Source organism: Pseudomonas sp. C5pp (assembly GCF_000814065.1).
Lineage (GTDB): Bacteria > Pseudomonadota > Gammaproteobacteria > Pseudomonadales > Pseudomonadaceae > Aquipseudomonas > Aquipseudomonas asiatica.
This window is the reverse complement of sequence record NZ_JWLN01000037.1, coordinates 29,339-51,682: the sequence shown is the minus strand read 5'-3', so window position 1 is coordinate 51,682 and position 22,344 is coordinate 29,339. Positions and strand designations below refer to the sequence as shown.

Sequence of the window (22,344 nt, the reverse complement as noted above, 5' to 3'; positions counted from 1 at the left end):
CCTCCCTCCGCAGTCCCTTCGCTCGGCCTCCTGAAGTCGCAATCGGCGGCGCCTGAACTATCGCGCGCTTAGAAGCAAAAGCCGAAGCAAGAGCAAAGCGGTTCGCTGTGCTAGCGCGGTTTCAAGTCCAACCGGCGCAGATGGCAGGTCACTTCCTCACGGTCGTGATACAGCTGCTTGCAAGCAATCGACACCTTGATCTTGCGCGCCTTGAAGGTCGCCTCCATGCGGTCGAGTAAACGGCGTACCTCGGCATAGCGCTGTTTCATCGGCAGCTTCAGGTTGACCACAGCTTCACGGCACAACCCCTCGCCCAACCAGGTCTCGATCAGCGAGGTGGTACGGGCCGGTTTCTCGACGATGTCGCACACCATCCAGTCCACCGGCTGCTTCGGTTGCCAGGTGAAACCATCGGCCATCAGGTGCTGAACCAACCCGGTGTCCATCAGGCTTTCGGCCATCGGCCCGTTGTCGATGGCGGTCACCAGCATGCCCCGGCGCACCAGCTGGTAGGTCCAACCACCCGGCGAGGCCCCCAGGTCGACACCGGTCATGTCATCGCCCAGGCGCTGCTCCCACTGCTCGCGCGGGATGAACTGATGCCAGGCCTCTTCCAGTTTGAGCGTCGAGCGGCTGGGCGCCTCGCGGGGGAATTTCAGGCGCGGGATGCCCATGGGCCACAGTGCACTGTTGTTGGCCGGGGCAACACCGGCAAATACCCGGCGGCCGCTGATGAAGGTGAGCAGCAGGCGTGGGCGGCTGGCATCGTCGACCAGGCGGCCGGCCTTTTCCAAAGCCTTGCGCAGCGGCACCTCGAACTTGCGGCAGAAGGTGGACAGTTCCTTGCCTTCGTTACTGTCCAGCACCTCCAGCCACAGGCTGCCGAACACCGGGAACCCGGCCAGATGCGCCAGCAGCACACTGATACGGTCGCTTTCCGGCAGTTCGACATAACCGCCACAAGCCCACTGCCGCGGGAAAATCAGCTGGTTGAAGCGCAGTTCCCCCATCAACCGCTCGGCACCGCCCTCCTCGCTACAGACAAACTCGGCACTGGCACTCTGCGGCTTGCCTTTGGCATAGCCGGCAACGCCCAGGCGGGCGGCATGTTCGCTGATTTCGGCGCACACCTCACCCTCGAAACCGGGCCGGCAATGCATGAACAGGGTATTCATCTCTCACTCCACTACGGCTGGCGCGCCACAGGCGCCGGCAGGGTGGCGATGATAAAGGAAGATCGGAACCTGCGACACGCCCCGCCGGTCCAGAAAAGGGTCAGGTAGCGCAAAGCGGTCTAACCTGACCTTTCAGCCAGGTCCGTGCCGTGCGGATCGATACACAGCGGTGCCACCGGCAGATCTTGCCAGGCACCGACGCAGAAGGAGTTGGCAATGCCCTCGCTCGATAGCCTGAATACCCTCAAATCCCTACAGGTCGGCGACCAGACCTACCACTACTTCAGCCTCACCGAGGCCGCCCGCCAACTGGGCGACCTGCAGCGCCTGCCCATGTCGCTGAAGGTACTGCTGGAAAACCTGCTGCGCTGGGAAGACGGCAAGACCGTCACCGGCGACGACCTGCGCGCCCTCGCCCAATGGCTGGGCGAGCGACGCTCCGACCGCGAGATCCAGTACCGCCCGGCGCGGGTGCTGATGCAGGACTTTACCGGTGTGCCGGCCGTGGTCGACCTGGCCGCCATGCGCGCTGCCATGGCCAAGGCCGGCGGCGACCCGCAGAGGATCAACCCGCTTTCACCCGTGGACCTGGTGATCGACCATTCGGTGATGGTCGACCGCTACGGCACGCCGCAGGCCTTCAGCGAGAACGTCGACATCGAAATGCAGCGCAACGGCGAGCGCTATGCCTTCCTGCGCTGGGGCCAGAGCGCCTTTGACAACTTCCGCGTGGTACCGCCGGGTACTGGTATTTGCCACCAGGTCAACCTCGAATACCTCGGCCGCACCGTCTGGACGCGTGAGGCCGATGGCCGAACCTACGCCTTCCCCGACACCCTGGTCGGTACCGATTCGCATACCACCATGATCAACGGCCTCGGCGTGCTCGGATGGGGCGTGGGCGGCATCGAAGCGGAGGCGGCCATGCTCGGCCAGCCGGTGTCGATGCTGATCCCTGAAGTGATCGGCTTCAAGCTGACCGGCAAGCTGCGCGAAGGCATCACCGCCACCGACCTGGTGCTGACGGTGACGCAGATGCTGCGCAAGAAGGGCGTGGTCGGCAAGTTCGTCGAGTTCTATGGCGACGGCCTGGCAGAGCTGCCCTTGGCCGACCGGGCAACCATCGCCAACATGGCCCCGGAATACGGTGCCACCTGCGGCTTCTTCCCCGTCGACCAGGTGACCTTGGACTACCTGCGCCTGTCCGGCCGCCCCGAGGCGACGGTGCAACTGGTCGAGCAGTACAGCAAAGCCCAGGGCTTGTGGCGGCAGCCGGGCCAGGAGCCACTGTTCAGCGACAGCCTGGCGCTGGACATGCAAGAGGTCGAGGCCAGCCTGGCCGGGCCCAAGCGGCCGCAGGACCGGGTAGCCCTGGGCCAGGTCAGCCAGGCCTTCGACCACTTCCTCGAACTGCAACCCAAACCGCTGGCCAAAGAGGTCAGCCGCCTGGAAAGCGAAGGTGGCGGCGGCGTGGCGGTGGGCAACGCCGACCAGGCTGGGGAGATCGACTACAGCCATCAAGGCCAGACCCACACCCTTCGCGATGGTGCCGTGGTGATTGCTGCGATCACCTCGTGTACCAACACCTCGAACCCCAGTGTGATGATGGCCGCCGGGCTGGTGGCGAAAAAGGCCCTGGAGAAAGGCCTGCAACGCAAACCCTGGGTCAAGAGTTCGCTGGCGCCGGGCTCCAAGGTGGTCACCGACTACTTCAAGGCCGCCGGGCTAACCACCTATCTGGACCAATTGGGGTTCGATCTGGTCGGCTATGGCTGCACAACCTGCATCGGCAACTCCGGCCCGCTGGATGAAACGATCGAAAAAGCCATCGGCAGCGCCGACCTCACGGTGGCTTCTGTGTTGTCGGGTAACCGCAATTTCGAAGGCCGCGTGCATCCGCTGGTCAAGACCAACTGGCTGGCCTCGCCGCCACTTGTGGTGGCCTATGCCCTGGCCGGCAGCGTACGCCTGGACCTGACCCGCGACCCTCTGGGCACTGGCAAGGATGGCCAGCCGGTGTATCTGCGCGACATCTGGCCCAGCCAGCAGGACATCGCCGCTGCCGTGGCGAAGGTCGACACGGCGATGTTCCACAAGGAATACGCCGAAGTGTTCGCCGGCGATGCACAGTGGCAGGCCATCGAGGTACCGCAGGCGGACACCTACGTGTGGCAGGCCGATTCTACCTATATCCAGCATCCGCCGTTCTTCGACGACATCGGCGGGCCACCCCCGCAGGTCACCGACATCCAGGGTGCGCGGATCCTGGCACTACTGGGTGACTCGGTGACCACCGACCACATTTCCCCAGCTGGCAACATCAAGGCCGACAGCCCGGCCGGGCGCTACCTGCGTGAGCAGGGCGTGGAGCCCCACGACTTCAACTCCTACGGCTCACGGCGTGGCAACCATGAAGTGATGATGCGCGGCACCTTCGCCAACATCCGCATCCGCAACGAAATGCTGGCGGGCGAAGAAGGTGGCAACACCCTGCACGTGCCCAGTGGCGAGAAGCTGTCGATCTACGACGCGGCCATGCGCTACCAGCAGGAAGGCACGCCGCTGGTGGTGATCGCCGGCCAGGAATACGGCACCGGCTCGAGCCGCGACTGGGCCGCCAAGGGCACCAACCTGCTGGGGGTCAAGGCGGTACTGGCGGAAAGCTTCGAGCGCATTCACCGCTCCAACCTGGTAGGCATGGGCGTACTGCCGCTGCAGTTCAAGGCCGGGCACAACCGCAAGCAACTGGGGCTGACCGGCAAGGAGAAGATCGATGTGCTGGGTTTGAACGGCGCACAGATCCGCCCGGGCATGAGCCTGCCCTTGCGCATCACCCGCGAGGATGGGCAGCAGGAGCAGATCGAGGTGCTGTGCCGGATCGATACCGTGAATGAAGTGGAGTACTTCAAGGCGGGGGGAATATTGCATTATGTGTTGCGGCAGCTGATTGCTGGTTGAGGCGCGTATGCTTGGGGCTGCTGTGCAGCCCCAATATTGTTCAACGAGAAGGACCACTCGTGCCTCGCTTCCACCTGATCGCACTTTTACTCCTGGCACTCGGCTACACCCTCGCCCTGAGCCAGGGCAACCTCGGCATCACCACCCTGCCCACCTTTCTCGCCCTGCTTGCCAGCGCCCTGCTCGCTCGCCGCCCCCAGCGCTGGCAACAAGCCTTCGGCCACACGTTGTTCATCCTCTTGGCCATCGCCCTGGCATTGCACTGGCTGCCCGGCTTCAACGCTGCCAAGGTCATCGACGGCGTTGCCCTCAGCCCTGGCGCCCTGCCCTTCACGATGTACCTGAACCTGGACAAACCGCTGATCGGCGCCTGGCTGCTGCTGGCCTGCCCTTGGCTGTTCCTGTGGCGCAGCCAGGGCCTGGCGACCAGCCTGCTGTACGCCCTGCCCCTGACACTGCTTGCCTGCCTGGGCGGCGCCTGGGCAATGGGCATGCTGGCCTGGGCCCCGAAATGGCCCGACCAAGCCTGGCTCTGGCTGCTGAACAACCTGCTGCTGGTAAGCCTGACCGAAGAACTGCTATTCCGCGGCTACATCCAGGCCGGCCTGCAACGGCTGCTGCGCCACCAAGGGCTGGCATTGTTCGCCGCCGCCTTGCTGTTCGGCCTGGCCCACCTGGGGGCCGGCTGGCAATGGGTGTACCTGGCCACCCTTGCCGGTATCGGCTACGGCCTGGCGTACCGCTGGGGCGGCGTGGCGGCGGCGGTGCTCTGCCATTTTGGCCTGAACCTGATGCATTTCACCCTGTTCAGCTATCCGATGCTGGCTCTTGGCTAGCCATTCGGTCATCATTCGACTTATCCGTCATTAAACAGCAGTAAAAACGAAATAATGACGCTAAATTGCTTGAACGTGCACGTTGGCTAATCCAGATCGACCGATGGCCAGTTGCCACAGATCAAGCACATTAATTATTCATTCAATAAAACCAGCGGCTTGCCGATATCAGTCGAAAGCCCTGCGGACTATCAACCCATGCGTAACAACCAGCCGATTACCCAGAGAGAACGGACTTTCCCTGCCCAGCAGCGGTTGATCTCCACCACCAATGCCAAAGGTGTGATCACTTACTGCAACGATGCCTTCATCGAGATCAGTGGTTTCACCCGCGAAGAACTGACCGGTGCCCCGCACAACCTGGTGCGCCACCCCGACGTGCCGCCAGCGGTGTTTGCTCACATGTGGCAAACCCTCAAGCAGGGCCAGCCATGGATGGGCATCGTCAAGAACCGCTGTAAGTCCGGCGACCATTACTGGGTCAACGCCTATGTCACGCCGATCTTCGACAACAACCAGGTGGTCGGCTTCGAATCGGTGCGGGTCAAGCCCACCGCCGAGCAGGTCCGCCGCGCCGAGGCGCTGTACCAGCGCATCAACCAGGGCAAGCCGCCGGTACCGCGCCGGGACAAGTGGCTACCGGTGCTGCAGGACTGGTTGCCGTTCATCCTGATCAGCCAGGTGGGCTTCCTGATCGGCAACTGGCTGGGCCATTCCTGGGGCTTCGCCCTGGCTGCCGGGCTTTCCGTACCGCTGGGCCTGCTGGGCCTGAGCTGGCAGCAGCGCGGCCTCAAGCGCCTGCTGCGCCTGGCCGAGCAAACCACCTCCGACCCGCTGATCGCGCAGATGTACACCGACAGCCGGGGCGTGCAGGCGCGCCTGGAAATGGCCATGCTCAGCCAGGACGCGCGCATGAAAACCTGCCTGACCCGCCTGCAGGACAGCGCCGAACATCTCAGCGAACAGGCGCGCCAGTCTGACGCGCTTGCGCACAAGAGCTCTTCGGGCCTGGAGCGCCAACGGGTGGAGACCGAGCAGGTTGCCGCTGCAGTCAACCAGATGGCCGCCACCACCCAGGAAGTGGCCAACCACGTGCAGCGCACCGCCGATGCCACCCAGGAAGCCAACCGCCTGACCAGCCAGGGCCGGCAGATTGCCGGTGAAACCCGCGAGGCCATCGAGCGCCTGTCGGCGGCGGTGGGCGAAACCGGCCAGACGGTGACGCAACTGGCCAAGGACAGCGACGAGATTGGTGGCGTGGTCGATGTGATCAAGGGCATCGCCGACCAGACCAACCTGCTGGCGCTGAACGCGGCGATCGAAGCGGCACGTGCCGGTGAAATGGGCCGAGGCTTTGCCGTGGTGGCCGACGAAGTGCGCCAGCTGGCCCAGCGCACTGCCGAATCCACCGGGCAGATCCACGGCCTGATCGCCAAGCTGCAACAAACCGCCAGCAATGCCGTACTGACCATGGAAACCGGCCATCGCCAGGCGCAGGAAGGCGTCGACCGTGTGATGCAGGCCGACGAGGCGCTGGTGGGCATCAGTGAAGCGGTGGCCAACATTACCGACATGGCCACCCAGATTGCTGCTGCGACCGAGGAGCAGACTGCAGTGGCTGACGAGATCAGCCGCAACATCAGCACCATCGCCGACCTGGCCGACCAGACTGCCGAACAGGCCCAGCACTCGGCACTGCTCAGCGAAGAGCTGACCAGTACGGCGGGTACCCAGTACTCGCTGGTGGAGCGGTTCAACCGCTAAGGCGGCTTCCAAAGGTACGGCATGCACTTTATACCTGCGCCGTACCTGTGGGAGTAACTGTCTTGCTCAAAATCCAAAAGATTGCGCGATCACTGTGGGAGCGGGTTCACCCGCGAACACCGGCGACGCCGGTGCCATCCAGCGCGCAGGCTTCTTCGCGGGTGAACCCGCTCCCACAGGGGGCCGCGCAAGCCTTCAAAGTGCATTCACGACAGTTGCTCATGCAACGAGCGTGTGAGCATTACCAATCCAGCTGCAAACAGCTCTCGAAGTAGCGTTCTTCCCCGCTCAGCGGGTCTGCAAAGCGCAGGCTCTGCGCCAGCAACTTCAGCGGCCGCTGGTAGTCGTCCTCGTCGTTGAGAAGGTGCGGATAGAACGGGTCATTGCAGATCCCCGCCCCCAGCGCTGCCATGTGCACGCGCAACTGATGGGTCTTGCCAGTTACCGGCGACAGCCCGTAACGCCAAAGCTCGCCATTCTTCTCCAGCACTTCGGCCAGGGTTTCGCTGTTGGCCTCCCCCTCTACCTCGTGCATGCGGAAAAACGGCTCGCCATGTACCAGGCGACTTTTGTGCACCAGCGGGAAATCGTGCTGCGGCATGGCCGCCGCAATTGCCTGGTAGCGCTTGTCGATACGTCGTTCGGGGAACAGCCGTTGGTAGGCACTACGGCTCTGCGGGTTGGCGGAAAACAGCACAAGCCCGGCGGTATGCCGGTCGATACGGTGCAACGGCACCAGGTGCGGGTTGCCCAGGCGGCGGATCAGGCGGCGCAGCAAGGTCTGTTCGACGTATTCGCCAGTCGGCGTCACTGGCAGGAAATGCGGCTTGTCGGCTACCACCAGGTGCTCATCCACATGCAGTACGGTCTCCTGCACCGGGATCGGCCGCTCGTTCGGCACCTCACGGAAGTAGTGCAAACGCATACCGCGCTTGTAAGGCAGTTCGGCAGAAACCGCCCGCCCTTCGGCATCAAGCACCCGGCCACGAGCAAAACGATCGAGCCACTGGGCGCGGTCGATGGCCTTGAAATGGTCACACAGGCAGTCGAGCACCGTCGCCCAGTTACCGGGGGGCAGGCACACCGTGCTGGCTTGCTGGCGGGCAGGGTCGAAAGGCGTGGTCATGGCAGGGCTCGAAACGTTCACGGCCGCGCATTATCCCCCAAGCCCGCGCCCTCAACCAGCCTGGGCAATGGCCTCGCAGCGATCCTTCAGCCAGCGCAACACCTGCACCGGCTCCCAGCGCCCAGGGTCGTAGAGGGCATACAGCAACCCCTGATACCCCACCACATCCAGCCCGCGGTGATAGCCGGCACGCTGGAACAGGGCCTCGATCTCGGCGAAGCAGGTATTGAAGTGGACCTTGCCGAACGGCGTGCGGTCATCGGTCACCAGGCCTTCGAGGCGCAGTTCCAGAACAGCGTCGGCCACCCGCTCGACGGGCATGCGGTTGACGCTGTACTTGAGTTGCTCGACATTGAGCATGGCTTCACCTCGACACTGTATTTATATACAGCATACGAATATCCCCTTGCCGCCGTCAATGCGCTTCATTGCAGGCCCGGCAGATAGCCGGTGCCTTTGCGGATGGTCAACACCTGGCGCCGAGGGGCGCCGCGCGACACGGCCAGGTGCACCCAGTCATCGAATTCGAGGATCAGCTGGTCGAAGGGGATGGTGCTTTCGCTGATCCGTCGCACAACCTCGCGCGGGGTCACTTCAATCACCGTGAAATCAGCCGCCAGCCCCTGCAGATGCTTGCTCGTCAGCGTCCCGCCAATGCGCCGATTGACTGCGGGGCTGCGATAGCCACTGCTGACGATGACCGGTGCGCCGAACAGCGCGCGCACCTGCTCCAGTGCATTGCACAGCAACTGCAGGTTGGCACGCGCCTCGGCTGGAGGATTGTTGTCGAGCCCTTCCCTGGCGGCGAGCTGCGAAACAGTCATTTCATCGAGGGTGAAATGGGGGGTAATGCGCATGGCTGGATTCCTGATGACCGGTGAAGGATGCCGGCCTCAACGTGCCGGCAGCGGATCATCACAACGCTGCACACCGCATGGAGCAGGGACAGACCTCCCCTTGCGCAATTACTGTGCGAGAAACGCCACCACCTGTTCGGCATCGAACGGCCAGTGCAGCTCAGCGCCGTTGTCACAGCGGCGCAGCACCGGAATGATCAGGCCATAGCGTTCGAACAGAGTTTCGTTCTCGGCAATGTCGACCAGTTCCACCAGCAGGCCATGATCGACGAAGGGCATCAGCACGGCCTCGGCCACTTCACACAGGTGGCAGCCGAGGGTGCCGAACAGTTGGCATTCAGGCAGCATGGGGGCAAGTCCGCTTTGGCAGGGAGAAACCTATTCTAGGTCCGTCCTGCCCACAGTGCACCTGACCTGGCTCAATCCTGGCTGGTGGCGCCGATACGGTGTAGCGACAGGTCCGCGCCCTGGAATTCCTGCTCATGGCTCAAGCGCAGCCCATGCAGCGCGCGGATTGCACCATACACGGCAAAACCGCCGGCCAATGCCACCACCACGCCCATCAGGCTGCCCAGCAATTGGCTGACCAGGCTGACACCGCCCATGCCACCCAGCACCTCCTGGCCGAAGATGCCGCAGGCCATGCCACCCCATACGCCGCACAGGCCATGCAACGGCCACACACCCAGCACATCGTCGATCTTCCAGCGGTTCTGCGCCGCGGTGAAGGTCCAGACGAACAGCGCACCCGCCACCAGGCCGGTGGCCAGCGCACCAATCGGGTGCATCAGGTCGGAACCGGCACAAACCGCTACCAGCCCGGCCAGCGGCCCGTTATGCAGGAAGCCCGGGTCGTTACGCCCGGCCAGCAAAGCCGACAGGGTGCCACCGACCATGGCCATCAGCGAGTTGATCGCCACCAGGCCGCTGACACCTTGCAGGGTCTGGGCACTCATGACGTTGAAGCCGAACCAGCCGATGATCAGGATCCACGACCCCAATGCCAAAAAGGGAATGCTCGACGGGGCAAAAGCCACCAACCGGCCATCGCGGTAGCGCCCACGGCGCGCGCCCAGCAGCAACACCGCCGCCAGCGCCAGCCAGCCGCCCATGGCATGCACCACCACCGAGCCGGCAAAATCATGGAACGGCGCGCCGAAGCGTGCCTGCAACCAAGCCTGGACGCCCAGGTTGCCGTTCCACACCACGCCCTCGAAGAACGGGTAGATGAACGCTACGATCAACGCCGTGGCACACAGCTGCGGCACAAATCGCGCCCGCTCTGCGATACCCCCGGAGATGATTGCCGGGATCGCCGCAGCGAAGGTCAGCAGGAAGAAGCACTTGACCAGCGCATAGCCATGGTCGGCCGCCAACGCTGCCGCCGGCTGGAAGAAGCTGACCCCGTAGGCGATCCAGTAGCCGATGAAGAAGTACACCAATGCCGAAATAGCGAAGTCGCTGAGAATCTTCGACAAGGCGTTGACCTGGTTCTTGTGGCGTACAGTGCCCACTTCGAGAAACGCGAAGCCGGCATGCATGGCCAGCACCAGGATGGCGCCCATGAGAATGAACAGGGTGTTTGAACCGTGGACCAGAGAGTCCATCGCGCTGTGCATGTTTTCCATGAAATAGGCAGACCTGCTGAAAAAGGCACCAGGACAGTTCAAGAACCTGCATCCCTGCACCGAATCGGTGCCAGCTCCCTGCCCCGTTTCGGTGAACCGGGCGGAGCCTGCTTGGTTTTTTCTTGGGTTTGTCGTGGATTGAGTTAAGGTTTATCGGTATCCGCTGCGCTGACGCCCTGAATCGGCGCAATACCCGACCAGGGCGCCCCGCAACGTGGCAAAGCCTTAGCAAGGCCCATACCAGCGCCGGTACTTGAACCTTCCGCGTGTGCTATCACTCGAACTACCAACACTCATCGACAGGGAGATACCCATGGCCAGCAAATCGGCAAAGACTGCACAAGAGATATTGATGGCTGACTTCCAGGCACTGGTCCGCGACACCGAGAAGCTGCTGGCCGACACTGCCAACCTGGCAGGCGACCAGGCTGACGAGTTGCGTGAACAGATCCACGACCGCCTGACCCAGGCCCGCGAAACCCTGCAACTGACCCAGGACTCGGTGCGGGAACACGGCCAGGCAGCATTGAGCAGTGCCGAACAGTACGTGCAGGAAAAACCGTGGCAGGCGATCGGCATTGCCGCTGGTGTCGGCCTGTTGATCGGCCTGCTGGCCAACCGGCGCTGAGGGGTTTCCATGGAGAACGACGCCAACGGCGCCAGCGCCTCGGGCAAGCGCCTGGGGGCGGCTGCCCTGGGGCTGCTGCACAGCCACATCGAACTGTTCGGCATCGAATTGCAGGAGCAGAAGGGCCGCACCTTGAGCCTGCTGCTGTTCGCCGGCCTCGCCCTGGTATTCGCCCTGCTTCTGCTGACGGCGTTGTCCGGGCTGTTGCTGGTGCTGCTGTGGGATAGCTATCGCCTGGCCGGCATCATTGGCCTGTGCGTGTTCTACGGCATAGCCGCCCTGTATTGCGGCTTGCGCTTGAAGGCCGCGGTGTTCGACGAGTCGTCGCCCTTCGGCGCCACCCTCGAGGAACTTGCCAAGGACCGGGAGCGCCTGTTGCCATGAGCCTGCCAGAACTGCCAAACACCCGTAACCCGCGGGAACTGCGCAAGGCGCTGCTGCGCCTGCGCATGGAAATGCACCGCCAGGAAATCCGCCACGAATCCGCGCAGTTGCTTGAGCCACTGCGCCGCGTGCGCGGCATGGGCAGCTCGCTGCACGACGGGCTGGGCATCAAGCATGCGCCGCTGTGGGGGATTGGCGCCGTGGTGGCGCTGGGCTTCCTCACCGGCAAGGGCGTACGCAGCGGCAACCTGGCGCGGCTGTTGCGCCTGGGCACCAGCCTGCTGCCGTTGCTGCGCCTGTACCTGCAAGGCAGCCGCCGCCCCTGACCATCGCGATCCTTGTAGGAGCAGCCTTGTGCTGCGAAGAGGCCGGGAGCGGCGAGGAATTTGTATCGATCAAACGGACCTCTTCGCAGCACAAGGCTGCTCCTACAGGATATGCTGCTGCCTTCGACCTACAGGAGACCGCGCCTTGGACTGGCACACCCTGCTCACCCGCGAACGCCTGGGCAAAGCCCTGTACAGCGCCGATGAACTCGGGCGCAGCCCATTCCACAAAGACCACGACCGCATCATCTTCTCCGGTGCCTTTCGCCGCCTCGGGCGCAAGACCCAGGTGCACCCGGTTTCGAGCAACGACCATATCCATACACGCCTGACCCACTCGCTGGAAGTCAGCTGCGTCGGCCGCTCGCTGGGCATGCGCGTCGGCGAAACCCTGCGCGACAGCCTGCCGGACTGGTGCGCCCCCAGCGACCTGGGGATGATCGTGCAATCGGCCTGCCTGGCCCATGACATCGGCAACCCACCGTTCGGCCACTCTGGCGAAGACGCCATCCGGCACTGGTTCCAGCAGGCCGCCGGGCGTGGCTGGCTGGACGACATGAGCGACGACGAGCGCGCCGACTTCCTCAACTTCGAAGGTAACGCCCAAGGCTTTCGCGTACTCACCCAACTGGAGTACCACCAGTTCGAGGGCGGTACCCGGCTGACCTATGCCACCCTCGGCACTTACCTGAAGTACCCGTGGAGCGCACGCCACGCCGACGCCCTGGGCTACAAGAAGCACAAGTTCGGCAGTTACCAGAGCGAACTGCCGCTGCTCGAGCAGATCGCCCGCAAGCTCGGCCTGCCGCAACTGGAACACCAACGCTGGGCGCGCCACCCGCTGGTCTACCTGATGGAGGCTGCAGATGACATCTGCTACGCGCTGATCGACCTGGAAGACGGCCTGGAAATGGAGCTGCTGCAATACGCCGAAGTCGAAGCACTGCTGCTCGATCTGGTCGGCGATGACCTGCCGGAAACCTACCGTCAGCTCGGCCCTGGCGATTCCCGACGGCGCAAGCTGGCGATCCTGCGTGGCAAGGCCATCGAGCACCTGACCAATGCTGCCGCCCGTGCCTTCGTCGAGCAGCAGCAGGCCTTGCTGGCCGGGCAGCTGGCGGGCGACCTGGTCGAACACATGCACGGCCCGGCCAAGCGCTGCGTGCTGCAGGCCAAGGACATGGCACGCAACAAGATCTTCCAGGACAAGCGCAAGACCCTGCACGAGATCGGCGCCTACACCACGCTGGAAATCTTGCTGAACACCTTCTGCGGGGCCGCCCTCGAGCAGCACGGTGGACGCACGCCCTCATTCAAGAGCCGCCGGGTACTGGACCTGATCGGCAACAATGCCCCCGACCCACAGGGCTCGCTGCACAGCGCCTTCCTGCGCATGATCGACTTCATCGCGGGGATGACCGACAGCTATGCCAGTGAAATGGCCCGGGAAATGACCGGGCGCTCCAGCCCGACCTGAGCCCTGCCGGTGCAGCCCGGACATCGCCCGTAGCTGCACCGCACATTGTGGGAAACTTCCTACATATACTGGCGACAAGTTAAACGGCACGAATAAAAGTAAATGAAAAGTTACCAATCACGCTTTGACAATGAATTAAGCACGCTTATTTCGTAGCCCGAATTGTTTTATCTTGTAAGCCATTTCCCATATAGGGCTAATAGCCCTTCCTCGCATGCCCGATGACTTTCAACTGCGATAAGGTGCCGCCTGTCACCCTCAATCGCCCGCAGGGAAGTTGAACATGCATTCCATATTTATCGTCGACGACCATCCCGTCATCCGCCTGGCCGTTCGTATGTTGCTGGAAAACCAGAATTACAAGATTGTCGGCGAGTCGGACAACGGCGTGGACGCCATGCAGATGATTCGCGAAGCCGCGCCAGACCTGGTCATCCTCGACATCAGCATCCCCAAACTGGACGGGCTGGAGGTGCTTGCTCGGTTCCAGGCCATGGCCTTGCCCGTGAAGGTACTGGTACTGACCGCGCAATCTCCCGCATTGTTTGCCGTACGCTGCATGCACTCGGGTGCTGCAGGCTATGTGTGCAAGCAGGAGGACCTGAGCGAACTGCTCAGTGCAGTAAAGGCCGTGCTGGCTGGTTACAACTATTTCCCCAGCCAGGCAATCAAGCATAACCAGGCGGTAGATGCCGACCTGCAACTTTTCCGTCAGGTGAATGACCGCGAACTGATGGTGCTGCAACTATTCGCCCAGGGCCGCAGCAACAAGGAAATTGCCAAAGGCATGTTCCTCAGCAGCAAGACCGTCAGTACCTACAAGAAGCGCCTCATGCACAAACTTCAGGTCAATACGCTGGTCGATCTGATTGAAATGGCCAAACGCAACGCGCTGGTCTGAGGGTAGTCATGGCGCACAGTATCGCTCGCCTACTGCTCACCCTGCTCCTGTTCAGCGGCGTGGCACAGGCTACCCATCACGAGGCTTCATCCTATACCTTGCTGGCACGCTCATCGGCCAGGCCGGCATTACCAGCGCTCACGGACGAACAACGGCAATGGCTCGAAGGCCGTCAGGAACTGGTGCTGGGTACCTCGGCACCAGACTACCCGCCGTTCGACATCACCAGTGGGGGCCGCGACTACCAGGGCCTTACCGCCGAGTACGCAAGCCTGATCGGCAAGGCCCTGCAATTGCCCGTGCGGGTGCTGCGCTTTTCCAGCCGGCAAGCGGCGGTCGAGGCGCTCCGGCAGGGCGATATCGACCTCCTTGGCAGCTCCAACGGCTACGAAGCGGCCAGCGATGGCCTGGCCCTGTCGGCCCCCTATGCCATCGACCAACCGGTGCTGGTAACGCGCGAGGACGAAAGCCGGGCGCTGGACACAGGCCTGGGCGGCATGCGCCTGGGCATGCTCTACCATTACCTGCCCCGGCAGGAGGTGAACAGCGCCTACCCCAAGGCCGAGCTTCTGGCCTTCGGCTCGTCCAGCCAGGCCCTGAGTGCCGTGGCGTTCGGCCAGGCCGACGTGTTCATCGGTGATACCATTTCCACCCACTACCAGCTCAATCGCGGCCACCTGCCGCGCCTGCGCATGGCCAGTTTCGGCAAGCACGAGGCCATCGGCTTCGGTTTTGCCCTGCGCCGCGGGGACCGGGTCCTGATGGATCTGGTGAACGCCACCCTGGACAGACAGACCTCGGCCATACGCTCCAGCATCTTCAAGCGCTGGAGCGCTGGTAGCGACCTGCTGCTGACCGACCGCAAGCTGCAACTGACCGACACCGAAGAACAATGGCTGAAAGACCACCCGGTGATGCGCGTTGCAATCGATGACACCGCTGCACCGGTCTCCTATTTCGACGGCTCGGGGCATTTTCGCGGCATCACCGCCGACCTGCTCGAGCTCCTTCGCCTGCGCACCGGCTTGCGTTTCGAAGTGCAGCGCGCCAGCGGCCTTGCCGACATGATTGCCCGCCTCAAGGATGGCCGCGCCGATGTCATTGCTGCACTGGCCAGCGGCGGGATGAACGAAGACGACCTGCAAATCAGCCAACCCTACCTGGAAAGCGCCTATGTGCTGGTCAGCCGCAAGGACAAACAACCCTTCACCTCGCTGGAACAGCTGCAGGGGCATCGCATCGCCATTACCCGCTACAGTGCCATGGACGCCATGCTGTCGCGGCACTACCCGCAAATCGGCTGGGTCGAGACCGAAAGCTCGTTCTATTCCATGGCGTTGCTCAACAGTGGTGCCGTCGATGCGGTGATCACCACCTTGATCGACGCCAACCACGCCCTGGCTGGCAATCCCGAACTGGTCATCCGGGCCACCGTCGGCAGCGAACCCGCCACCTTCGCCATGGCCACCAGCGCCCCGTCACAAGCGCTGGTGTCGATCCTCGACAAGGCGCTGCTGAGCATCTCGCCGGAAGAACTCGGGGTCATCAACAACCGTTGGCGCGGCTTCAGCCTGCACGAGGATGGCAACGACCACGGCTACCGCCGGCTGGCGATACAGGTGGTACTGGGCACCGCCGTGCTGTTGCTGCTGGCCTTGTTGTGGAATGCCCGCCTGCGCCTGCAGATTCGCCAGCGGCAACGCGCCGAACGGGCGCTGAACGACCAGTTGGCGTTCATGCGCGCCCTCCTCAACGGTACACCCCACCCCATGTACGTTCGAGATCGCGAGGGCCGACTGCAAAGCTGCAACTACAGTTACCTGGAAGCCGTGCAGGCCCGCTCCGAGGAGGTCATCGGCAAAAACCTGGAGGGGAGCCTGTTCGCCGATTACGAGCAGACCCGGCAGATCCACGCCGATTATCTGAAGGTGATGGCCGAAGGCTCGCCGCTGATCATGGACCGGCCACTTCGGATCCAGGGCCGGGAGATGACCATCTACCACTGGATTCTGCCGTACCGCGACTCACTGGGTGAGGTGCAGGGCATCATCGGTGGCTGGATCGACATCAGCGAGCGCCGCCATCTGGTCATGGAGCTGCGCCAGGCCAAGCAGCAGGCCGATGATGCGAACCGCGCCAAAAGCACGTTCCTGGCCACCATCAGCCACGAAATCCGCACCCCGATGAATGCCGTCATCGGCATGCTCGAGCTGGCAGTCAAGCGCGCCGACCAAGGCCGTGTAGACCGCTGTGCGCTGGAGCTGGCCCACCATTCGGCCAAGGACCTGCTGGGCCTGATCGGCGATATCCTCGACATTGTGCGCATCGAGTCCGGGCATTTGTCCCTCGCCCCGGAGGCCGTCGACCTGGCGGCCCTGGTCGAGTCGGTGGGGCGCATTTTCGAGGGCCAGGCCCGGCAGAAAGGCCTGGCCCTGGAGGTGATCATCGCACCGGCCGCCCGCTGCCATGCCCTGCTCGACCCCCTGCGTTTCAAGCAAGTCCTGTCCAACCTGGTAAGCAACGCCATCAAGTTCACCGAGCATGGCCAGGTGCGCATATGCGTCGGCCTGGTGGACGATGGCAGCACTACCCCCGCAGTGCTGGAGCTGGAAGTGCGCGACAGTGGCATCGGTATCCACGCCGACGACCTGCAGCGCCTGTTCAACCCGTTCATCCAGGCCAACCCGCATAGCCAGAGCGCCCGTGCAGGTACCGGGCTGGGCCTGGCCATCTGTCGCAACCTGTGCGAGATGATGGGCGGCAGCCTGACCATAAAGAGCCTGGAGGATGTCGGCACCCAGGTGCGCCTGAAGATGCCGCTGCTGCGGGTTGACGCAGCAGCGCAGCCGACCCCGCTGATCGAACACCTCGACGTGCCCGACCCACGGCTGAGCGTGCTGGTGATCGACGACCACCCGGCCAACCTGCAACTGATGGCACAGCAGCTTGGCTACCTGGGGCTTGAACACACCAGCGCCCAGGACGGTCGCGAAGGCCTGGCTACCTGGCGGGCGGGCGACTTCGATGTACTGGTGCTCGACTGCAACATGCCGCACATGAACGGTTACCAGCTGGCCACTGCCGTGCGTACCGAGGAACGCCATGGCAAGCGGCAGCGCTGCACCATTCTCGGCTACACCGCCAACGCACAGCCGGAGGTACGCCGCAAGTGCCTGAGCGCCGGCATGGACGACTGCCTGCTCAAGCCCATCAGCCTGGGCACGCTCAGCCAGCGTCTTGCCAGTATCCGCCCACGCCGCCAGCAGAAACCGCGCCGCAAGCTCTACCACCTGGACGGCCTGGCCACGGTGGTCGGGCATGACCCGAACGATCGCCAGCGTTTCCTGCAGGCGTTGCAGCAGAGCCTGCAGGCCGACCTGGCCACCTTGATGGCATTGCATCCGCAGCATGACAGCGATGCCATTGCCGAACAGGCGCACAAGGTGCTCAGTGCCGCGCGGATGCTGGAAGCCCCCGAGCTGATGAAAGCCTGCGAAGCCCTCGAGGCAAGCGGCTTGACTACCACCCAGTTACGCCTGCGGCGCCAGGCACTGGCGCGGCATATGTACCGGGTAGAACGTGCCCTGGCCAGGGAACTGGCCACAGGCACCTGCACACAGGCAGGCAGCCAGGCGTGTTAACTGGTAGACTGCGCGGCGTTATTACCTAAGAGGATTGTTTCATGGCCACAAACCGCTCCCGTCGTCTGCGCAAGAAGCTGTGTGTCGACGAGTTTCAGGAATTGGGCTTCGAGCTGAACCTGGAATTCAAGGAAGATCTGGATGACCAGGCAATCGATGCTTTCCTCGACGCGTTCCTGGCAGAAGCCATGGACGCCAATGGCCTGGACTATGTAGGCGGTGACGATTTCGGCCTGGTGTGCTCGGTCAAACGCGGCTCGGTCAGCGAAGAACAGCGTGCAGCCGTTGAAGCCTGGCTCAAAGGCCGTAGCGAACTGACCAAGATCGAGGTCAGCCCGCTGCTGGACGCCTGGTACCCGGAAAAGCCGATCAACAAGGCCGAGTAATACCGGCCCGGCTCGATCGCTGAAAAGGCCACCCTCAGGGGTGGCCTTTTTTATTGGGGGTGCTTTTCCGTCGAACGTGGCGCATCGTCGCTGCGCTTGGGGCATAATGCGTATTCTTTCACCCTGGGGCCATCATTCCTTACAGCCCCAATGCCCTTTTCCCTCGCCGTAGGGTATTTATCGATCATGATCAAAACGCTTCGTCCCCTCGTTCTTGCCGGCCTGCTGTTGCCACTCGCCCTGCCCAGCCAGGCCGCCGCCGTCAACACCACGCTGCCTGCCAAGGTGCAGCAGGCCCTCAAGGCCAACAAGCTGCAGGATTCTGCCCTGTCGCTGGTGATGCTGCCGCTGGACGGCCCCGGCACACCGACCGTGTTCAATGCCGATGTCTCGGTCAACCCGGCCTCGACCATGAAACTGGTCACCACCTACGCCGCCCTCGAACTGCTCGGCCCGACCTTCCAGTGGAAAACCGAGTTCTACACCGACGGCACCCTGAGCAACGGTGTACTCAACGGTAACCTGTACCTCAAAGGTGGCGGCGACCCGAAACTGAACATGGAAAAGCTGTGGCTGCTGATGCGTGACCTGCGCGCCAATGGCGTGCGCACCATCACCGGCGACCTCGTGCTGGACCGCAGCCATTTCGTGCAGCCCAACCTGCCGCAGTTCAACGACGACGGCGGCGATGAGAACAAGCCGTTCCTGGTCAAGCCCGACTCGCTGCTGGTCAACCTCAAGGCCCTGCGTTTCGTGGCCCGCAACGATGGCGGCAAGGTAACCATCGCAGTCGAACCGCCGATTGCCAGCATCCGCATCGACAACCAGGTCAAGGCAGTAGCCTCCAGACAGTGCTCGGGTGACGTGCGCTACAACCCGGTGCAGCAGGCCGATGGCATCAGCGTAACGGTCAGTGGCCAGCTGGGTGACGGCTGCAACTCCCAGACCTATCTGTCGCTGCTCGACCACCAGACCTACGCCGCCGGTGCCGTGCGCGCGATCTGGAACGAGCTGGGTGGCAGCATCCAGGGTGGCGACCGCTTCGAGAACGTGCCCAAGGGCGCTCGCCTGCTGGCCCGAGCCTTCTCGCCAGACCTGGTGGAAGTGATCCGCGACATCAACAAGTACAGCAACAACACCATGGCCCAGCAGCTGTTCCTGAGCCTTGGCGCGCAGTTCCGCACCGATGCCGACGGTGACGACGCCCGCGCCGCCCAGCGTGTGGTGCGCCAGTGGCTGGCGAAGAAGGGCATTACCGCGCCGCACCTGGTAATGGAAAACGGTTCCGGCCTGTCGCGTGCCGAACGGGTCAGCACCCGGGAAATGGCCGCGATGCTGCAGGCTGCCTGGAAGAGCCCTTATGCTGCCGAGTTCATGAGCTCGATGCCGCTGGTGGGTATGGATGGCACCATGCGCAAGCGCCTGAAGCGTACCGCCATGACCGGCGAAGGGCACATCAAGACTGGCACGCTGAATACCGTGCGGGCAATTGCAGGCTTCAGCCGCGACAGCAACGGCCATACCTGGGCGGTGGCGGCGATCCTCAACGATCCGAAACCGTGGGGCGCCTCGCAGGTGCTCGACCAGGTGCTGCTGGACCTGTACCGCCAGCCGAAACTGGCCGGCAGTACTGCGGCCAACTGATCGTTAGCCGGTACCGGCCTCTTCGCGGCTAAAGCCGCTCCTACATGTACAGTGCAGGGTTCAAGACCTGTGATGTCCCTGTGGGAGCGGCTTTAGCCGCGAGCGGGCCGGCATTGGCAACTGAAAGCTGTCAGGCCAACTCCCCCTCCACCCGGTCCCGCCCGGCCTGCTTGGCCGCATACACGCCTGCATCAGCCCGCAACAGCAAGGCATCGGCCCCTTCCCCCGGTCGCCAGCCCGCCACACCAAAACTCGCGGTCACCCTGCCCACGCCTTCCACCGGCACATTGCGCACCCCATACCATAGCTCCAGCGCCAGCAGCCGCGCCTGCTCGGCATCGCTCCCCGGGCACAGCACCATGAATTCCTCGCCGCCCAACCGGCAGAAAACATCGGTACGGCGCAAACGCTGGCTGATACGCAGGCACAGGCTGCGCAGCACGCGATCGCCGACTGCATGGCCAAAATGGTCGTTGATGCGCTTGAAGTGATCGATATCGAGCATGATGACCGCCAGTGCCTGGCCATCGCGCTGGGCCCGTTCCAGCTCGAGCTTGAGCCGCTCCTGGAAGTAACGGCGATTATGGATGCCGGTCAGTGAATCGGTCACCGACAGCGCGCGCAACTCTTCCTCCACACCCTTGAGGTCGGAGATATCGGTCAGGTAGCCATGCCACAACGTGCAGCCCTGCTCGCCCACCTCCGGTGTCGCCTCGCCACGCACCCAACGCAGCCCGGCACGCGGCAGGCAGACGCGATATTCTTCACGCCAGGGCGACAGGTGTTCGGCCGAGTAACGCACCGAGCGGCGCACGCGCTCGAGGTCATCCGGGTGGATGCGCTCGAACACCGCCGTGGCATCCTCGCGCAATTGCTGCAGATCGACTTCGTAGATGTCGTACAGGCCCTTGCTGGCGTACGGAAAACAGGAATGGCCGTTGCCATCCAGGCGGTACTGGTAGATGCCGCCCGGCACCTCGGCACTGAGTTTTTCCAGAAGGCGGTCACGCGCCGCCAGCGCCTCATGCACCCGACGCCGTTCAGTGACATCGATGCAGATCGCCAGGTAACCGATCCATAACCCCTGTTCATCGAGCATGGCGGTGACCAGCATGTTGGCCACCAGTTGGCTGCCATCGGCGCGCAACAAGGTCCACTCCCCCGGCTCGGCTCCATGCCCCTGCACCGTTTCGGCAAACATGGCCTGGCCACCTGCAATCGGCCGGCCGAAACGCAGGCTCAAGGCATGAGCACGCAGGCTCAACTCCTCGGGCAACACCAGGTCCTCCAGGCGCAGCTTGCCGATCGCCTCGCAGGCCGGGTAACCGAGCATGCGCTCGGCACCGGCGTTGAAGGTGCTGACCACGCCCTTGAGGTTGGTGGCGATGATCGCCACCTGGGTTGCGGCATCCAGCACGCTGCGCAGCTGGTTGTGGGTACCACGCAGTGACTGCTCGCTGACCCGCAGCTCGGCGGTACGCTGCTCTACCAGGGCCAAGGCGCGCTGGCGCTGGCTGAACAGGCTGTAGAGCAACACACTGAGCAGCAGGCTCAACAAGCCGCCCAGCAGGCTTACCGCCAGCACCGCGGAGGAGCGATTGGCGCGCACGAAGGCCAGGCTCGGCCGGATACTCAGCTGGAAGTGGTGGTCAGCCAGGTGCAACAACTGGTTGATGGCCAGCGGCAGAGGTGCGACCGGGTTCTGCGAATCGAACATCACCTCGGGGCCATGCAGCCCGGTGGGGTCGACGATACGCACCACCAGGTTATCGTCTGCCGTAACCGGGCGCCCGTCACTGACCAGTTCCCGCATGCTCAGCAGGGCCATCACATAGCCCATTGCCGCGCCGCGGGGGTTGGCATCGGAAAACACTGGCGCCACCATCAGCAGGCCACGCGCATCCGAGCTGGTATCGAACATGGGCAGTGGCTCGGACACCGCCATGCTGCCGGGCCCCAGCGCCCGCGCCAGTGCCGCCAAGGGCACTTCCTGGCCGGCGAGGTCCAGACCATGGGGCAGCCCGGGCAATTCACCCGACTGGGTATAGAGTACCGGGAAGTAATGGTCGCGCTGGGGGGATGGGTGCCACTGGCCTTGTTCATCCTGGTCGCGGATCACATAGCCCGGGCCGAAATGCACACTGGCCTGGCGCTCGAACTCGGCGCGTTGCGCGGCCTCGACACGCGGCGCCCAGGCGTAGGCCAGGGTCCGCTGCAGCAATGGCCGGGCGTAGCCGTCGAACTCGTGTGGGGTGATTTCGTTGGAAAAGCTGAAAAACCGCCGCAGCCCGTCCAGGCGCTGCTGCTGTTCGTCAAACCGCTCGGCGATCCGGCTGAAACGCTCGCTGGCCAGCAGCTCGAAGCGCTGGCGCAGTTGCTGCTTGTAGAAGGTTTGCGTGGCTAACGCCAGGACGGCCGTCAACAGGCCACCCACGACCAGGGCGACCAGGGCCACCGCCCAGGCGGACATTGCCTCTGTGCACAGGCCAAGCAACCGCGCACGCACGCCACCCTTTGACATACACCCATCTCGTCACGTCAGCGTCCTGCGGATTATCTTGCCCTGCCCTCAGTTATAGCCATTGGCCATTAGCCGCGCAATGTACCTCGTCG

Annotated in this window: 18 protein-coding genes; 11 read left to right on the top strand and 7 right to left on the bottom strand. The window is 63.5% G+C overall.

The genetic code is table 11. The features are described from left to right. Window positions 1–110: 110 nt before the first annotated feature. Window positions 111–1,175: a 23S rRNA (cytidine(2498)-2'-O)-methyltransferase RlmM gene (gene rlmM, locus RR51_RS24090; RefSeq protein WP_039614915.1), complete on the bottom strand. Its 1,065-nt coding sequence runs from the start codon at window positions 1,173–1,175 to the stop codon at window positions 111–113. A gap of 216 nt (window positions 1,176–1,391) precedes the next feature. Between rlmM and acnA the strand changes: the two genes are divergently transcribed. The 3 genes from acnA to RR51_RS24075 all read left to right on the top strand — a co-directional run bounded on the left by acnA (window position 1,392) and on the right by RR51_RS24075 (window position 6,733). Continuing rightward, complete coding sequence (gene acnA, locus RR51_RS24085; protein WP_039614914.1) at window positions 1,392–4,133, top strand: aconitate hydratase AcnA; 2,742 nt, start codon at window positions 1,392–1,394, stop codon at window positions 4,131–4,133. Between the two features lie 59 nt (window positions 4,134–4,192). Continuing rightward, window positions 4,193–4,969 (top strand): CPBP family intramembrane glutamic endopeptidase, encoded by a 777-nt coding sequence (locus tag RR51_RS24080; protein ID WP_039614913.1) that lies wholly within the window; start codon window positions 4,193–4,195, stop codon window positions 4,967–4,969. A 198-nt stretch (window positions 4,970–5,167) separates the two neighbouring features. After that, on the top strand, window positions 5,168–6,733 hold the full coding sequence (locus RR51_RS24075) for a methyl-accepting chemotaxis protein (protein ID WP_015269510.1): 1,566 nt from the start codon (window positions 5,168–5,170) through the stop codon (window positions 6,731–6,733). Between the two features lie 241 nt (window positions 6,734–6,974). Here the strand turns inward: RR51_RS24075 and RR51_RS24070 are convergent, their stop codons facing one another. From RR51_RS24070 to RR51_RS24050, 5 genes are all read right to left on the bottom strand, one after another. Continuing rightward, window positions 6,975–7,859 (bottom strand): pseudouridine synthase, encoded by an 885-nt coding sequence (locus RR51_RS24070; protein WP_039614912.1) that lies wholly within the window; start codon window positions 7,857–7,859, stop codon window positions 6,975–6,977. Between the two features lie 51 nt (window positions 7,860–7,910). Beyond that, a complete protein-coding gene (locus RR51_RS24065) occupies window positions 7,911–8,219 on the bottom strand; it encodes a hypothetical protein (RefSeq protein WP_039614911.1) in 309 nt (102 codons plus the stop codon). A gap of 65 nt (window positions 8,220–8,284) precedes the next feature. Next, complete coding sequence (locus RR51_RS24060; RefSeq protein ID WP_039614910.1) at window positions 8,285–8,716, bottom strand: D-Ala-D-Ala carboxypeptidase family metallohydrolase; 432 nt, start codon at window positions 8,714–8,716, stop codon at window positions 8,285–8,287. Window positions 8,717–8,824: 108 nt separating this feature from the next. Then, window positions 8,825–9,064 (bottom strand): glutaredoxin family protein, encoded by a 240-nt coding sequence (locus RR51_RS24055; protein ID WP_004376101.1) that lies wholly within the window; start codon window positions 9,062–9,064, stop codon window positions 8,825–8,827. A 71-nt stretch (window positions 9,065–9,135) separates the two neighbouring features. Beyond that, window positions 9,136–10,344 carry an ammonium transporter gene (locus tag RR51_RS24050; RefSeq protein ID WP_015269506.1) on the bottom strand — a complete coding sequence of 403 codons (1,209 nt, stop codon included), beginning with the start codon at window positions 10,342–10,344 and terminating at the stop codon, window positions 9,136–9,138. 313 nt (window positions 10,345–10,657) lie between these two features. Here RR51_RS24050 and RR51_RS24045 point away from each other — a divergent pair, with 313 nt between their 5' ends. The 8 genes from RR51_RS24045 to dacB all read left to right on the top strand — a co-directional run bounded on the left by RR51_RS24045 (window position 10,658) and on the right by dacB (window position 19,731). Next, window positions 10,658–10,972 (top strand): DUF883 family protein, encoded by a 315-nt coding sequence (locus RR51_RS24045; RefSeq protein WP_004376104.1) that lies wholly within the window; start codon window positions 10,658–10,660, stop codon window positions 10,970–10,972. A 9-nt stretch (window positions 10,973–10,981) separates the two neighbouring features. Further along, window positions 10,982–11,356 (top strand): phage holin family protein, encoded by a 375-nt coding sequence (locus RR51_RS24040; protein WP_013971683.1) that lies wholly within the window; start codon window positions 10,982–10,984, stop codon window positions 11,354–11,356. Then, window positions 11,353–11,682 (top strand): hypothetical protein, encoded by a 330-nt coding sequence (locus tag RR51_RS24035; protein WP_013971682.1) that lies wholly within the window; start codon window positions 11,353–11,355, stop codon window positions 11,680–11,682. Before RR51_RS24040 ends, RR51_RS24035 begins: the two co-directional genes overlap by 4 nt. 145 nt (window positions 11,683–11,827) lie before the next feature. Then, window positions 11,828–13,159, top strand: coding sequence for a deoxyguanosinetriphosphate triphosphohydrolase (locus tag RR51_RS24030; protein ID WP_039614909.1), 1,332 nt, complete (start codon window positions 11,828–11,830; stop codon window positions 13,157–13,159). A 283-nt stretch (window positions 13,160–13,442) separates the two neighbouring features. Beyond that, entirely contained in the window at window positions 13,443–14,060 is a 618-nt protein-coding gene (locus RR51_RS24025) for a response regulator transcription factor (RefSeq protein ID WP_039614908.1), read from the top strand. Between the two features lie 8 nt (window positions 14,061–14,068). Beyond that, complete coding sequence (locus RR51_RS24020) at window positions 14,069–17,701, top strand: ATP-binding protein (protein ID WP_039614907.1); 3,633 nt, start codon at window positions 14,069–14,071, stop codon at window positions 17,699–17,701. A 41-nt stretch (window positions 17,702–17,742) separates the two neighbouring features. After that, window positions 17,743–18,087, top strand: coding sequence for a YggL family protein (locus tag RR51_RS24015; protein ID WP_004376110.1), 345 nt, complete (start codon window positions 17,743–17,745; stop codon window positions 18,085–18,087). Between the two features lie 186 nt (window positions 18,088–18,273). After that, the gene (gene dacB, locus RR51_RS24010; protein ID WP_013971678.1) at window positions 18,274–19,731 is read left to right on the top strand and encodes a D-alanyl-D-alanine carboxypeptidase/D-alanyl-D-alanine endopeptidase; all 1,458 of its coding nucleotides are present in this window, start codon (window positions 18,274–18,276) and stop codon (window positions 19,729–19,731) included. 130 nt (window positions 19,732–19,861) lie between these two features. Here the strand turns inward: dacB and RR51_RS24005 are convergent, their stop codons facing one another. Continuing rightward, window positions 19,862–22,252: a sensor domain-containing diguanylate cyclase gene (locus tag RR51_RS24005; protein ID WP_039614906.1), complete on the bottom strand. Its 2,391-nt coding sequence runs from the start codon at window positions 22,250–22,252 to the stop codon at window positions 19,862–19,864. Between the last annotated feature and the right edge of the window lie 92 nt (window positions 22,253–22,344).

Bases quoted from the DNA above. Each gene is read 5' to 3' on its own strand.
- RR51_RS24015 (WP_004376110.1), top strand. From the start codon at position 17,743: ATGGCCACAAACCGCTCCCGTCGTCTGCGCAAGAAGCTGTGTGTCGAC.
- rlmM (WP_039614915.1), bottom strand. From the start codon at position 1,175: ATGAATACCCTGTTCATGCATTGCCGGCCCGGTTTCGAGGGTGAGGTG.
- RR51_RS24065 (WP_039614911.1), bottom strand. From the start codon at position 8,219: ATGCTCAATGTCGAGCAACTCAAGTACAGCGTCAACCGCATGCCCGTC.
- RR51_RS24025 (WP_039614908.1), top strand. From the start codon at position 13,443: ATGCATTCCATATTTATCGTCGACGACCATCCCGTCATCCGCCTGGCC.
- RR51_RS24060 (WP_039614910.1), bottom strand. From the start codon at position 8,716: ATGCGCATTACCCCCCATTTCACCCTCGATGAAATGACTGTTTCGCAG.
- RR51_RS24070 (WP_039614912.1), bottom strand. From the start codon at position 7,859: ATGACCACGCCTTTCGACCCTGCCCGCCAGCAAGCCAGCACGGTGTGC.
- dacB (WP_013971678.1), top strand. From the start codon at position 18,274: ATGATCAAAACGCTTCGTCCCCTCGTTCTTGCCGGCCTGCTGTTGCCA.
- RR51_RS24050 (WP_015269506.1), bottom strand. From the start codon at position 10,344: ATGGAAAACATGCACAGCGCGATGGACTCTCTGGTCCACGGTTCAAAC.
- RR51_RS24035 (WP_013971682.1), top strand. From the start codon at position 11,353: ATGAGCCTGCCAGAACTGCCAAACACCCGTAACCCGCGGGAACTGCGC.
- RR51_RS24020 (WP_039614907.1), top strand. From the start codon at position 14,069: ATGGCGCACAGTATCGCTCGCCTACTGCTCACCCTGCTCCTGTTCAGC.
- RR51_RS24005 (WP_039614906.1), bottom strand. From the start codon at position 22,252: ATGTCAAAGGGTGGCGTGCGTGCGCGGTTGCTTGGCCTGTGCACAGAG.
- RR51_RS24045 (WP_004376104.1), top strand. From the start codon at position 10,658: ATGGCCAGCAAATCGGCAAAGACTGCACAAGAGATATTGATGGCTGAC.
- acnA (WP_039614914.1), top strand. From the start codon at position 1,392: ATGCCCTCGCTCGATAGCCTGAATACCCTCAAATCCCTACAGGTCGGC.
- RR51_RS24055 (WP_004376101.1), bottom strand. From the start codon at position 9,064: ATGCTGCCTGAATGCCAACTGTTCGGCACCCTCGGCTGCCACCTGTGT.
- RR51_RS24040 (WP_013971683.1), top strand. From the start codon at position 10,982: ATGGAGAACGACGCCAACGGCGCCAGCGCCTCGGGCAAGCGCCTGGGG.
- RR51_RS24075 (WP_015269510.1), top strand. From the start codon at position 5,168: ATGCGTAACAACCAGCCGATTACCCAGAGAGAACGGACTTTCCCTGCC.